Source organism: Collimonas pratensis, assembly GCF_001584185.1.
Lineage (GTDB): Bacteria > Pseudomonadota > Gammaproteobacteria > Burkholderiales > Burkholderiaceae_D > Collimonas > Collimonas pratensis.
Genome location: NZ_CP013234.1, coordinates 4,775,356 through 4,787,917 on the forward strand (window position 1 = coordinate 4,775,356; position 12,562 = coordinate 4,787,917).

Genomic DNA, 12,562 nt, shown 5'->3' on the forward strand with positions numbered 1-12,562 from the left:
AAGCGTTTGCCAAAGTCCGCTCACGCCCAAAGTGGGCGGCACGCAACAGCTATCATTCCTCCTCGATTATTCCGTATACAAACTTTCCCCCCAGACATAGAATCCGGTGCTGCTGGGCATTGCAGCAATGTCTCTGCCATTGTCATCGTGGATAGACATGCACTACATTCAATTCATTCTGGGAGTCTTCTTGTGAAGCGTTACGCCGGTGTTGTTGCATGCATTTTTGTCTATTTCGTTGCCATCGCAGGGGGCATGATTCCCGCCAAGGAAAGCCGCGCGGATGCGATGGATGATATCCAGAGCCGGCGCACGATTCGCGTCGCGGTGCCGAAAGATACACCGCCGTTTGGCGCGGAAAACCAGTACAAGTCGCTCGAAGGTTTCGATATCTCGATCGCCAAGATGATTTCGCTGGAGCTGGGCGTGAAACTCGACATGGTGCCGCTAGCCAGCGCGGAGCGCATTCCTTCGTTGCTGAACCATCACGTCGACCTGGTGATTTCCAGCCTCGGCAAAAATCCGGAACGCTTGAAACAGATCGATTTTTCGCAAGCGTACGCACCGTTTTACCTGGGCGTGTTCGGCGCGCCGAACCTGGACGTAAAAAATGCCGCAGGCCTGGCCGGCAAGACGATCGCCGTGCTCAAGGATTCGATCGAAGATGTTGAATTGACCAAGATTGCACCGCCTTCCGCCGTCATCAAGCGCTTCTCTACCAGCAAGGATGCGGAAAAATCCTATCTCCAAGGCGAATCCAAGCTGCTGGCTGCCGGCAACGTGCTGATTTCCGCCTTTACCAAGGAACAGGCCGAAAGCACTCAGCTGAAAATCGTGCTGAAGGATTCACCCTGCTTCATCGGTGTTAACAAAAACGAAACCGCCCTGCTGAACAAGATCAACACCATGCTGAGCAGCATCAAGAAAAACGGCATGCTTAACGTCAATGCCCAGCGCTGGTTCAAGGCACCCTTGCCTGACAGCGTGCTGCATAGCGGGCTGGAATAAACCTAGTTCTCTCAGTAACGAATAAAAAGGGGTTCCGGCAGCGGAACCCCTTTTTCATTTCCGTATCCTCGCCGTATTGCATCGATTGACTCCGCTGCGGCGCGCGAGCCGCCGTCAAGATGTGGTAAGTTCACGGCATGACACCAGATACGCAGGAGAACTGACATGCCAAGCGCAAGCCTGAATGGCGAAATGATCACCGGCTGGGACAGCTTCCATAGCGAATCGGCCAAGGCCTTCGGCTTTCCCGAGTTCTACGGCCGCAACATGAATGCCTGGATCGATTGCCTGAGTTATCTGCGCGACGAGGACGGCATGAGCAAGTTCCGCCTCAAGGAAAACGAGGTGCTGAACATTGAAGTACTGCACAGCGAAAAACTGCGCCAGCACGCCGCCGAAATCCTCGAAGAGCTGGAGTTCTGCATTGCTGCGATCAACGAGCGCTACGACGACTATGGCGAGAAACCGGCGCTGAAACTGATCCTGCGCTAGCGGATGGCTTAATCGATCAGGCTGTCGCCGTCATAGAACGGATACGGCCCGTCAAACTCGCCGATATAAGCGGTGTGGCTGATCAAGCCATGCGCCGCATCCCACAGATGCAGCTGGAACGCCGGCGGCTCCATCACGAAGCGGGACTCCGCCCGCGGACTCAGATCCAGCGCCACCTGATGCGCGACGCCGGGACAGGTCGAGGCGATGCTGCCGCCGAAACGCACCTGGATGGCGCGATGCAGGTGGCCGCACAAGATCCTTTCCACCTGCGGATGGCGCTGCACCACGGCGGCCAGCGCCTGCGGCTGTGCCAACCCTATCTTATCCATGTGGCCGATGCCGGTATGAAACGGCGGATGGTGCATGACGATCACGGTCGGCTGGTGCGGCTGCTCCGCCAACACCTGATCCAGCCAGAGCAAGCTATCGGCGGCCAGCGCGCCGCCGCTGGCGTGTGGAATGACCGTATCCAGCGCCACGATGCGCAGCGCATGATCGTCGATCACATACTCGATCCTGTCCTGGCTTTGCTGCAGGTACAGGTGCTCGGGAAAGGCGGCCCGCAAGGCGCTGCGCTCATCGTGGTTGCCTGGAGTCAAGTAATACGGCATCTCTAGCGCCTGCAGCAGCTGGCGCAGGAATGCATATTCTTCGGGCAGGCCGAAATCGACCAGGTCGCCGGTGATCACCACGGCATCGGGACGCTGCCGGAGTGCGTTGACCTGGGCGATGCAGCGTTTCAGGCTTTCCGCGGTATCGACGATGCGATAGGATTTCTTGCCCTGCGCCTTGATATGCAAATCGGAAATCTGGCAAAGAATCATGCCGCCACCTCATCCTGGAAATGCAGCAAGGCGTGCTCAGGCACGCGCAGTGCGATGCGCTCTCCTACTTGCCAAGATGCGCCTCGACCGGTATCGACCACCACCGCCTGCTCGGCCCCGACATCGACCAGCAGGCGGGTACGGTCGCCCAAAAAGAAGGTCGACAGAATCTCGCCCTGCATGTCGGCGGCGCCCATGCTATCGGCGACCACCTCGACGTCTTCCGGCCGGAACATCAGCGTCGCCCGTAAACCGACGGAAGAAGTGTCGCATGGCAGCTGGCCTCCGCCAAAGCGCAGTCGGCCGTCGCCGGCGATGCCGGTCACGCGATTCATGGTGCCGATAAAATCGGCGACGAAATGGCTGGCCGGGCGATAGTAGATATCCTGCGGGCTGCCGATCTGGGCGATCTTGCCGCGTTCCATCACCACCACGCGATCGCCCAGCGCCATCGCTTCGCTCTGGTCGTGAGTGACGTAGATGGCGGTAATGCCGAGCTTGCGCAGCAGCTGGTTGAGATCGGCGCGCAGGGTTTCGCGCAACTTGGCATCGAGCGCCGTCAAGGGCTCGTCCAGCAGCAAGACCTTGGGCTCGACCGCCAGTGCGCGGGCCAGCGCCACCCTTTGTTTCTGTCCACCTGAGAGCTGGTCGATACGGCGCTGACCTAGTCCTTGCAATTGCACCATCTCGAGCAGGGCGTCGATTTTTTCCAAGCGCTGGGCGGCAGGCATCTTGCGGATCTTCAAGCCGTAGGCGATGTTTTCTCCGACCGTCATGTTGGGAAACAAGGCGTAGTTCTGGAACACCATGCCGACGCCGCGCTTTTCTATCGGCAGGTCCGTCACATCCTCGCCGCCAAACAGGATCTGACCGCCGGCATCCGGAAATTCCAGGCCGGCGATCAGGCGCAAGGTGGTGGTTTTGCCGCAGCCGGACGGCCCCAGCAGGACCACGGTTTCGCCTGGATGGATTTCCAGCTCTATCGGCTGCAGCGCCTGCGCGCCGTTGGCGAAAGTCTTTGCGCACTGGATCAGTTTGATGGAAACGGCATTCTTCATAAGCGGACTCTTGAGCGTGTGGTGTGGGTCACCCATTGCATGGCGATCAGCAGCGGGATAATCATCAGGAAGAAAATCAGCGTGTAGGCGGATCCCACTTCCAGCCGCATCGAGGCATAGCTGTCGGCCAGCCCGACCGGCAAGGTCATGGTCAACGGCGTATGCAGCATCCAGGTGATGTTGAACTCGCCTATCGACAAGGTCACCACCATCAGCGCGCCGGCCAGGATGCCGGAAAAGACATTGGGAATCACGATCCCGAAAAAGCGTTGCAGAGGGCCGGCGCCGAGACTGGCTGCGGCTTCTTCCAGCACCGGCAGTTGCGCCGACTGCATTACCGCCAACACCGGCCGCACCATGAATGGCAGCGTGAACAATACATGGCCGACCAGGATGAACAGCAGGCTGCCGCGGAATTCGCGATACTGACCGTAAGCCATAATCAGGGCCAGCGCAGTAGCCAAGCCGGGCACCGCCACCGGCATCATCAGCAATTCTTCGATGGCGCGCGCCAGGCGGCTGTTGCCACCATTGTGGCGCGCCAGCATGTAGGCGAGCGGCACGCCGGCCACTGTGGTGACTACCAGGCAAGCCAGTGCAATCGCAATCGAGCGCCAGATGGTGACTTGATAGGTGTCCCAGACCTGTACTATCCAGCGCGCGGTAAAACCGCTAGACCAGCCGATGAAAAAATTATCGGTGATCCCCGCCAGCATCGACAGGATGATGGGAATAATCAGGAAGGCGCACACCAACAGGGTGAAGCCGAGCTGGGGATAGAAGCGGAACAATTTCTGCATGTTTATCGCTCCCTAGGCCGCGGCGCCGGCGGCATTGCCGGACCAGGAACGCGCCAGGGCCAGTACCAGCCAGGTCATCGCGCCCAGCACGATCGACAACGCGGCTGCCATGGCAAAGTTGGCGTAACTGGTAAATTCATTGTAGATCGCCATCGGCAGCACATCGATATTGGTGGCCAGGGTGAAGGCCGTGCCAAAGGCGCCGACGCTGGTGGCGAAGCAGATCGCGCCGGATGAAATCAAGGCCGGCGCCAGGGCCGGCAGCACGACGTTGGCGAACACCTGCAAAGGATTGGCGCCCAGCGAACGGGCTGCCTCCTCCAGCGCCGGATCCAGCTTTTCGGCGGCCGCCATGATGGTCAGGATGACGCGTGGAATCGAAAAATACAGATAGCCAAGAAACAAGCCGCCCAGCGAATAGGCAAACACCCAGGCATCGCCAAACAGCCAGTTGCTGACGACGCCGATCAAGCCTTGGCGGCCAGCCAGCATGATCACCATGAAGCCGACCACCACGCCCGGAAATGCCAGCGGGAAGGTGAGCATGGCCAGCAGCAGCGCTTTGCCGGCGAAGCGGTTGCGCTGCAAGAACAGGCCGACCAGTGCAGAGATCAGCAAGGTGGCCAGGGTCACCGCCGCCGACAGCAGCAGCGTCGAAATCAGGCTCATCAAATAGTGATGATTAGTCACCACCGCAAAATAGGCCGCGACGCCGGTGGGGCCGCTGGCCCCGACCGCCACCAGCCGCAGCATCGGCAGCAGCCAGAACGCCACGAACAAGGTCATGCCCGGCACGGCAAACAGCAGGTACAAGCGGCGTTGCGGACGCCGTTTCGGCAATGCATTTTTCACCGCACTTCTGCCTGGTAACGTTCGCTGAAACTGCGCTGGACTTCGGCCATCTTGCCGTAGTCAACCGACTTGGCGCGTGCATATTCCGACGCTGGCAAGAAGTGCGCCTGCGCCTCCTTGGAAATGGCTGAAGCGCGCACCGGCCGCAGATAGGCGTTGGCCCAGATCGCCTGGCCTTCATTGGACAGCAGGAAATCCAGCACCTTCTTGGCATTGGCCGGATTCGGACCGCTTTTCACCAGGCTGACGACGTAAGGCACGGTCAAGGTGCCTTCGCTTGGGATCACGAAAGCAACGTTGGCCTTATCCTTGTACTTGGCGCGATAGGCATCGAAGTCGTAGCCGAACAGAATCGGGATTTCGCCCGACAGCAGGCGTGCATACGAAGTCTGCTTGGGAACGATAGGCTGGTTCTTTTGCAGCGCCTTGAAGTAATTGATGCCCGGCGTGAAGTTATCCAGCGTGCCGCCCAGCGCCTGGTTGACCGCCACCGCGCCGACGTAGCCGACGAAAGCGCTGGCCGGATCGAGATAGCCGATCAGGCCTTTATATTCCGGTTTCAGCAAGTCTTGCCAGGAACGCGGCACCGGCTTGCCCTTGAGTGCATCGACATTCACCATCAGGCCCATGGTGCCGGAATGGATGGTGAACCAGTAACCGTCGGGATCCTTGAGTTCGTTCGGGATCTCATTCCAGCCGGCTGGCTTGTAGGGCGCAGTCACCTGCTTCTTTTTTGCTTCTATGCCGAAGGTTACGCCGACGTAGGTGAAATCGGCCACCGGGCTGGCCTGCTCAGCGATGATCTGCGACAGCGACTGGCCACTGTTCTTGTTATCGGGCGGCACCGTGATGCCGGTCTTGTCCTTGATGGCTTTGATCTGCGTCGCCCAGTCTGCCCATTCGGGCGGACAGTTATAGCAGATGGCATTTTGGGCGACCGCTTGAACCGAAGCGGCCAGGGCGACGGCGGCGATCATGGCATGGAAAACACGTGCTAAACGCATGCTGCTTCCTTTCTGTATTTGCTGGATTAGAGGGGATTCGTGAAGGGCTTGACCGAGGCGCCGATGCGGACGGTATGCGGCAATATGTGCGAGCTGGCGGCTTGATAGCCATCTTGCGTTTCTTCGATCGCTGTCACCAGCGTGCGCAGTGCAAGTCCGCCGATCTGTTCGGACGGCTGTTCGACGCTGCTCAGTATCGGATCCATCAGCTCGCCCAGGGGGATGCCGTCGAAGCCCATGACCGAGACGTCGTCCGGCACGCGCAGGCCGAGTGCGCGCAGGTCGCGCATCACGCTCAGGGCCAGCAAGTCATTGGAGCAAAACAGGGCGCTCGGCCGTTGCAGCGGATCACGGAATGTCTGCAGGTATTCGAGCGCGAGCGAAGTGTAGGTATGGCGCGCAACTTCGATCGGCGCCAGCAGCGTCAGGCCGTGTTGCTGCATCGCCTGCAGATAGCCGTGATAGCGTTGCAAAGCGCGGTCCGAAGCATGGAATTGGCCGGCCAGCATCTGGATGCGGCGGTGGCCGAGCTTGATCAGGTGGGTTACCGCGTCATAGGCAGCGGCGTGATTATCGACCGACACCGATGGCCGTGTGCTCTGTTGCGGCTGGTTATACACCAGCACGTAAGGGATTCTTTCGCGATCCAGCACATCCAGCGTCGTGCTGGCTTCGGCATCGGCGACGGTCAGGATGACGCCGTCCACACGATGCGCCAGCAACAGCTCCACTGCTGCGGCTTCATCTTGCTGGCGGTATTCGGTGGCGGTGAACATGACCGAATAATCGCGCTGGCGCGCCGCCGTTTCTATACCCTGCAGGCACTGCGCAAACACCGTATTGGATAAAGTCGGCACCACCACGCCCACCGTATGCGAACGGCCGGCACGCAGATTACGCCCGGTGAAGTTCGGCCGGAAGCCGAGCGCCTCGATGGCCTGATTGACTTTGCTGGCGGTATCGACGCTGACTGAGTCCGGCTGATTCAGCAGACGCGAGACGGTGGCGATAGAGACGCCGGCTTCTAGAGCCACTTGCTTGATGGATGGACGCATGGTGCAACCCGCGATGTAAACGTTTACATCTTGCCACCGCATTGTTACGCGTTGATGACGTCTGCGCTGCCGGCGGGCTTAAAGCGCGCTATGCGAGCGCGGCCGCCTGCGGCTTATTTTTCTACATTAAGGCGTGGCGGACGCAGATAGTAGATGTCCCATTCCTCTTCGGCCAGCAGCTCAAAGCCATGGCGCTGATAGAAGCGATTGGCGTCGCTGCCTTTTAGGGCGCCGACCCGCAGCGGCAATCCTGCCGTATCGACCTCTTTGAATACCTGGGCCAGCACCGCTGCACCTATACCCTGCCCCTGATGACCGGGGCGTATATAGAGATGGTCCAGCAGCCATTGATCCTGGCCAGGTTTGAGGACGACAAAGCCTAGCCGCTCGCCATCGACGCTGACATGCCGGGTGCAGGCTGGGGAAAACCCGGAAGCAAAGCGCTCCCTGGCGCGCAAGGGATCAAAGCGGCCGATACGTTCAAGGCTTGCGCGCATGGCGGCGATACGCAAGGCCAGCAATTCTTCAAAATCCGTTTCCAATGCCTGGACCAGGATGACAGAGGGGACGATAACTGCCGGCATGTATGCTTTCAGAGTTTTCCTTCGAGGAATAAGGCCATTTTAGCCTAATCAGCTGCGCTGACCGCTGGCGCGGCAAGAGCCGCTGGAGTAGCCTATACAGATCGCCATGCGGCAGTGATGGCTATTCACGGATTACCCTATGGAAAAAACTGCTTTTGTCTTTGCTGGAGGCGGCAGTCTTGGCGCCATCGAGGCTGGCATGCTGCGCGAGCTTATTGCTTCGGGAGTGAAGCCGGATTTCCTGGTCGGCGCTTCCGCCGGCGCCATCAATAGCGTGTTCTTTGCCTATCAGCCGCATTCCGCCGGCTCGCTCCGCCTGGAATATCTGTGGCGTAGCATCCGTCGCGAGCAGATCTTACCTTGGTCATTTTTGTCCCTGCTAGCTGCGTTTCGCGGACGAGGCACGCATTTGGTCAGTTCGGGACGACTGCGCGAGCTGTTGTATGAGCACTACGGCAGCCGCAAGCTGGAAGATGCGGACCTGCCGGTGCATGTAGTCGCCACCGAGATGAAAACCGGCAATGAAGTGGTGATTTCGTCAGGTTCCGCTGTCGACGCGGTGCTCGCCAGCACGGCGATCCCCGGCGTATTCCCACCAGTTGCACTGGGCGGCAGCATGCTGATCGATGGCGGCGTCGCCAACAATACGCCGATTTCCACGGCTATCCGATTGGGCGCCACCCGCGTCGTCGTGCTGAGCACCGGCTTTACCTGCGCCGAACGGCGTCCTCCTAAAGGTGCGCTGGAGCATGCCATGAGTGCGCTCAACCTGCTGGTAGCACGGCAGCTGGTGTCGGATCTGGAGCGCTGGTCTACGCATGCGGCGATTGCCGTGGTTACGCCCTTATGCCCGCTGGACGTTTCACCGTACGACTATAGCCAATGCGGCTTGCTGATAGACCGGGCGGCGGCCGAAACGCGTCTCTGGCTGGAGGCAGGAGGGCTCGATAATCATCAAATTCCCGACGGGCTCAGGCCCCACTCCCACGACGTGGATGCTGCATGCCATGGCTGATCAGGATTTCTGAGCAGATATTGAGATTTTCCGTATTTTGTAAAGTGAACGCGCAAAGCAAAAACCCTCTGTCCGGTAAGGAGCAGAGGGTTTTTTAATAAAAGCCTGACGATGACCTACTTTCACACTGGTTGCAGCACTATCATCGGCGCAAATTCGTTTCACGGTCCTGTTCGGGATGGGAAGGGGTGGTACCAAATCGCTATGGTCATCAGGCATAACTTGTAACCGCTGCTTGTTCCACTGTAGTGGCAACAAACAACGCAATCTAGAAGAAGTAGTTTTTTATACCGGCCACACAAGGGTGTGTGTGACCGGTTGGGTATGAATGTCCAAACGGTGTTGCTATCTGTTGAGGATAGTCACCTTGGCAAACAAATAAGCTCATCATATAACCTGCTAAGGTTATAGGGACAAGCCTCACGGGCAATTAGTATCAGTTAGCTTAACGTATTACTACGCTTCCACACCTGACCTATCAACGTCCTGGTCTCGAACGACCCTTTAGGGGAATCTAGTTCCCGGGAAATATCATCTTAAGGCAAGTTTCCCGCTTAGATGCTTTCAGCGGTTATCTCTTCCGAACTTAGCTACCCGGCAATGCCACTGGCGTGACAACCGGTACACCAGAGGTTCGTCCACTCCGGTCCTCTCGTACTAGGAGCAGCCCCCTTCAAATTTCCAACGCCCACGGCAGATAGGGACCAAACTGTCTCACGACGTTTTAAACCCAGCTCACGTACCACTTTAAATGGCGAACAGCCATACCCTTGGGACCGGCTACAGCCCCAGGATGTGATGAGCCGACATCGAGGTGCCAAACTCCCCCGTCGATATGAACTCTTGGGAGGAATCAGCCTGTTATCCCCAGAGTACCTTTTATCCGTTGAGCGATGGCCCTTCCATACAGAACCACCGGATCACTATGTCCTACTTTCGTACCTGCTCGACTTGTCAGTCTCGCAGTTAAGCACGCTTATGCCATTGCACTATTAGCACGATGTCCGACCGTACCTAGCGTACCTTCGAACTCCTCCGTTACACTTTGGGAGGAGACCGCCCCAGTCAAACTGCCTACCATGCACTGTCCCCGATCCGGATAACGGACCAAGGTTAGAACCTCAAACAAACCAGGGTGGTATTTCAAGGTTGGCTCCACGAGAACTAGCGTCCCCGCTTCAAAGCCTCCCACCTATCCTACACAGATTGGTTCAAAGTCCAATGCAAAGCTACAGTAAAGGTTCATGGGGTCTTTCCGTCTAGCCGCGGGTAGATTGCATCATCACAAACATTTCAACTTCGCTGAGTCTCGGGAGGAGACAGTGTGGCCATCGTTACGCCATTCGTGCAGGTCGGAACTTACCCGACAAGGAATTTCGCTACCTTAGGACCGTTATAGTTACGGCCGCCGTTTACTGGGACTTCAATCAAGAGCTTGCACCCCATCATTTAATCTTCCAGCACCGGGCAGGCGTCACACCCTATACGTCCACTTTCGTGTTTGCAGAGTGCTGTGTTTTTATTAAACAGTCGCAGCCACCTTTTTATTGCAGCCCTTTCGTCCTTCTGGCGCAGGCCAGTCAAACTACCGGGGCGTACCTTATCCCGAAGTTACGGTACAAATTTGCCGAGTTCCTTCTCCCGAGTTCTCTCAAGCGCCTTAGAATACTCATCTCGCCCACCTGTGTCGGTTTGCGGTACGGTCTCGTTAGACTGAAGCTTAGAGGCTTTTCTTGGAACCACTTCCGATTGCTTCACCAATAAATTGGCTCGTCCCATACCCTTGAATTACGCTGCCGGATTTGCCTAACAGCCTTCTCTGATATAGGAACCGGGACTTCCAACACCCGGACAACCTTCCGCGATCCGTCCCCCCATCGCATCTAACGACGGTGCAGGAATATTAACCTGCTTCCCATCAGCTACGCATCTCTGCCTCGCCTTAGGGGCCGACTCACCCTGCTCCGATGAACGTTGAACAGGAAACCTTGGGCTTACGGCGTGGGGGCTTTTCACCCCCATTATCGCTACTCATGTCAGCATTCGCACTTCTGATACCTCCAGCATCCTTTACAAGACACCTTCGCAGGCTTACAGAACGCTCTCCTACCATATCAATAAATTGATATCCGCAGCTTCGGTGACTGGCTTAGCCCCGTTACATCTTCCGCGCAGGACGACTCGATCAGTGAGCTATTACGCTTTCTTTAAAGGATGGCTGCTTCTAAGCCAACCTCCTGACTGTTTTAGCCTTCCCACTTCGTTTGCCACTTAGCCAATCTTTGGGACCTTAGCTGGCGGTCTGGGTTGTTTCCCTCTTGACGTCGGACGTTAGCACCCGGCGTCTGTCTCCCAAGCTCGCACTCATCGGTATTCGGAGTTTGCAATGGTTTGGTAAGTCTCGATGACCCCCTAGCCATAACAGTGCTCTACCCCCGATGGTGATACTTGAGGCACTACCTAAATAGTTTTCGGAGAGAACCAGCTATTTCCAAGTTTGTTTAGCCTTTCACCCCTACCCACAGCTCATCCCCTAATTTTTCAACATTAGTGGGTTCGGACCTCCAGTGCGTGTTACCGCACCTTCATCCTGGCCATGAGTAGATCACTTGGTTTCGGGTCTACACCCAGCGACTGAACGCCCTATTCGGACTCGATTTCTCTACGCCTTCCCTATACGGTTAAGCTTGCCACTGAATGTAAGTCGCTGACCCATTATACAAAAGGTACGCAGTCACGGAACAAGTCCGCTCCTACTGTTTGTATGCACACGGTTTCAGGATCTATTTCACTCCCCTTCCGGGGTTCTTTTCGCCTTTCCCTCACGGTACTGGTTCACTATCGGTCGATATCGAGTATTTAGCCTTGGAGGATGGTCCCCCCATGTTCAGACAGGATTACACGTGTCCCGCCCTACTTGTTGCAAGCTTAGTTCCACAATGATCATTTCGTATAAGGGGCTATCACCCTCTATGGCCGACGTTTCCAAGTCGTTCTACTATGTCCACTGCTAAAACTTGCGGCTGTTCCCATTTCGCTCGCCACTACTTTGGGAATCTCGGTTGATTTCTTTTCCTGCAGCTACTTAGATGTTTCAGTTCGCCGCGTTCGCTTTGCATGCCTATGTATTCAGCATGCAATGACCACTAGGGCCGGGTTTCCCCATTCGGAAATCTGCGGATCAAAGCTTGTTTGCTAGCTCCCCGCAGCTTATCGCAAGCTACTACGTCCTTCATCGCCTGATATCGCCAAGGCATCCACCATGTGCACTTATTCACTTGTCCCTATAACGTTAGCTTCTAGCTGCGTTCACAGCTAAAAAGCGGTTATAGAGGTATTTCTATGAGTTTAGCGTTTGCCGTATCCAAAGTGTTATCGCATTCTCCATGCAGCTTGCGCTCATGGAGTCTTTTGAGAACTCTTTACATACTTTTTGATTTGATACAATCATACCCATCCATAACAATGTCTTGTCATGGACGAATCTTTACTACTTCTTCTAGATTGTTAAAGAACGGCATTACCAATGATCTTAAAAAGACCAAACCTAAATCTCAGCACATGCCCGAATTTGCATTCGCTGCACCGACTTAGGTTTGATATTTCACGCTTCTTCTCACCAAGGAAACTTGGTGGAGGTTGACGGGATCGAACCGACGACCCCCTGCTTGCAAAGCAGGTGCTCTCCCAGCTGAGCTAAACCCCCGAAACTTTATGGTGGGTCTGGTTGGGCTCGAACCAACGACCCCCGCGTTATCAACACGGTGCTCTAACCAACTGAGCTACAGACCCGCTTGGATCAGTACGAGCCTACCATCAACTTCAGCGCTTTCACGCCGCAGCCTTTGACCGATACCTGTTCTTCTT

Annotated in this window: 10 protein-coding genes, 2 tRNA genes and 2 rRNA genes; 3 read left to right on the top strand and 11 right to left on the bottom strand. The window is 56.6% G+C overall.

Annotation, left to right across the window (positions count from 1 at the left end):
• Positions 1–192: 192 nt before the first annotated feature.
• Together CPter91_RS21220 and CPter91_RS21225 are read left to right on the top strand one after the other, a co-directional pair.
• Complete coding sequence (locus CPter91_RS21220) at positions 193–1,008, top strand: transporter substrate-binding domain-containing protein (RefSeq protein WP_061943828.1); 816 nt, start codon at positions 193–195, stop codon at positions 1,006–1,008.
• A 165-nt stretch (positions 1,009–1,173) separates the two neighbouring features.
• Entirely contained in the window at positions 1,174–1,500 is a 327-nt protein-coding gene (locus CPter91_RS21225; RefSeq protein ID WP_061943831.1) for a barstar family protein, read from the top strand.
• An 8-nt stretch (positions 1,501–1,508) separates the two neighbouring features.
• On the opposite strand, the gene CPter91_RS21230 is transcribed toward CPter91_RS21225, so the two are convergent.
• The 7 genes from CPter91_RS21230 to CPter91_RS21260 all read right to left on the bottom strand — a co-directional run bounded on the left by CPter91_RS21230 (position 1,509) and on the right by CPter91_RS21260 (position 7,680).
• On the bottom strand, positions 1,509–2,327 hold the full coding sequence (locus CPter91_RS21230; protein ID WP_061943834.1) for a phosphodiesterase: 819 nt from the start codon (positions 2,325–2,327) through the stop codon (positions 1,509–1,511).
• The gene (locus CPter91_RS21235; RefSeq protein WP_061943837.1) at positions 2,324–3,385 is read right to left on the bottom strand and encodes an ABC transporter ATP-binding protein; all 1,062 of its coding nucleotides are present in this window, start codon (positions 3,383–3,385) and stop codon (positions 2,324–2,326) included. Before CPter91_RS21235 ends, CPter91_RS21230 begins: the two co-directional genes overlap by 4 nt.
• Positions 3,382–4,185: an ABC transporter permease gene (locus tag CPter91_RS21240; RefSeq protein WP_061943840.1), complete on the bottom strand. Its 804-nt coding sequence runs from the start codon at positions 4,183–4,185 to the stop codon at positions 3,382–3,384. Before CPter91_RS21240 ends, CPter91_RS21235 begins: the two co-directional genes overlap by 4 nt.
• A 12-nt stretch (positions 4,186–4,197) precedes the next feature.
• Complete coding sequence (locus tag CPter91_RS21245) at positions 4,198–4,971, bottom strand: ABC transporter permease (protein ID WP_082793536.1); 774 nt, start codon at positions 4,969–4,971, stop codon at positions 4,198–4,200.
• 62 nt (positions 4,972–5,033) lie between these two features.
• Positions 5,034–6,041: an ABC transporter substrate-binding protein gene (locus CPter91_RS21250; RefSeq protein ID WP_061943846.1), complete on the bottom strand. Its 1,008-nt coding sequence runs from the start codon at positions 6,039–6,041 to the stop codon at positions 5,034–5,036.
• A 26-nt stretch (positions 6,042–6,067) separates the two neighbouring features.
• Complete coding sequence (locus CPter91_RS21255; RefSeq protein WP_061946487.1) at positions 6,068–7,096, bottom strand: LacI family DNA-binding transcriptional regulator; 1,029 nt, start codon at positions 7,094–7,096, stop codon at positions 6,068–6,070.
• A gap of 113 nt (positions 7,097–7,209) precedes the next feature.
• Positions 7,210–7,680 (bottom strand): GNAT family N-acetyltransferase, encoded by a 471-nt coding sequence (locus CPter91_RS21260; protein ID WP_061943849.1) that lies wholly within the window; start codon positions 7,678–7,680, stop codon positions 7,210–7,212.
• Between the two features lie 139 nt (positions 7,681–7,819).
• On the opposite strand from CPter91_RS21260, the gene CPter91_RS21265 reads away from it, so the two are divergent.
• Positions 7,820–8,695, top strand: coding sequence for a patatin-like phospholipase family protein (locus CPter91_RS21265; RefSeq protein WP_061943852.1), 876 nt, complete (start codon positions 7,820–7,822; stop codon positions 8,693–8,695).
• A gap of 103 nt (positions 8,696–8,798) precedes the next feature.
• On the opposite strand, the gene rrf is transcribed toward CPter91_RS21265, so the two are convergent.
• The 4 genes from rrf to CPter91_RS21285 all read right to left on the bottom strand — a co-directional run bounded on the left by rrf (position 8,799) and on the right by CPter91_RS21285 (position 12,487).
• Positions 8,799–8,911, bottom strand: a 5S ribosomal RNA gene (gene rrf, locus CPter91_RS21270).
• A 193-nt stretch (positions 8,912–9,104) separates the two neighbouring features.
• Positions 9,105–11,979: ribosomal RNA gene (locus tag CPter91_RS21275) — 23S ribosomal RNA — on the bottom strand.
• Positions 11,980–12,325: 346 nt separating this feature from the next.
• Positions 12,326–12,401, bottom strand: a tRNA-Ala gene (locus CPter91_RS21280).
• Positions 12,402–12,410: 9 nt separating this feature from the next.
• Positions 12,411–12,487 (bottom strand) — tRNA-Ile (locus CPter91_RS21285).
• Positions 12,488–12,562 lie beyond the last annotated feature (75 nt).

Excerpts from the sequence above, each read along its gene's own strand:
- CPter91_RS21235 (WP_061943837.1), bottom strand. The coding sequence starts at position 3,385 with ATGAAGAATGCCGTTTCCATCAAACTGATCCAGTGCGCAAAGACTTTC.
- CPter91_RS21240 (WP_061943840.1), bottom strand. The coding sequence starts at position 4,185 with ATGCAGAAATTGTTCCGCTTCTATCCCCAGCTCGGCTTCACCCTGTTG.
- CPter91_RS21260 (WP_061943849.1), bottom strand. The coding sequence starts at position 7,680 with ATGCCGGCAGTTATCGTCCCCTCTGTCATCCTGGTCCAGGCATTGGAA.
- CPter91_RS21255 (WP_061946487.1), bottom strand. The coding sequence starts at position 7,096 with ATGCGTCCATCCATCAAGCAAGTGGCTCTAGAAGCCGGCGTCTCTATC.
- CPter91_RS21230 (WP_061943834.1), bottom strand. The coding sequence starts at position 2,327 with ATGATTCTTTGCCAGATTTCCGATTTGCATATCAAGGCGCAGGGCAAG.
- CPter91_RS21245 (WP_082793536.1), bottom strand. The coding sequence starts at position 4,971 with ATGACCTTGTTCGTGGCGTTCTGGCTGCTGCCGATGCTGCGGCTGGTG.
- CPter91_RS21250 (WP_061943846.1), bottom strand. The coding sequence starts at position 6,041 with ATGCGTTTAGCACGTGTTTTCCATGCCATGATCGCCGCCGTCGCCCTG.
- CPter91_RS21265 (WP_061943852.1), top strand. The coding sequence starts at position 7,820 with ATGGAAAAAACTGCTTTTGTCTTTGCTGGAGGCGGCAGTCTTGGCGCC.
- CPter91_RS21225 (WP_061943831.1), top strand. The coding sequence starts at position 1,174 with ATGCCAAGCGCAAGCCTGAATGGCGAAATGATCACCGGCTGGGACAGC.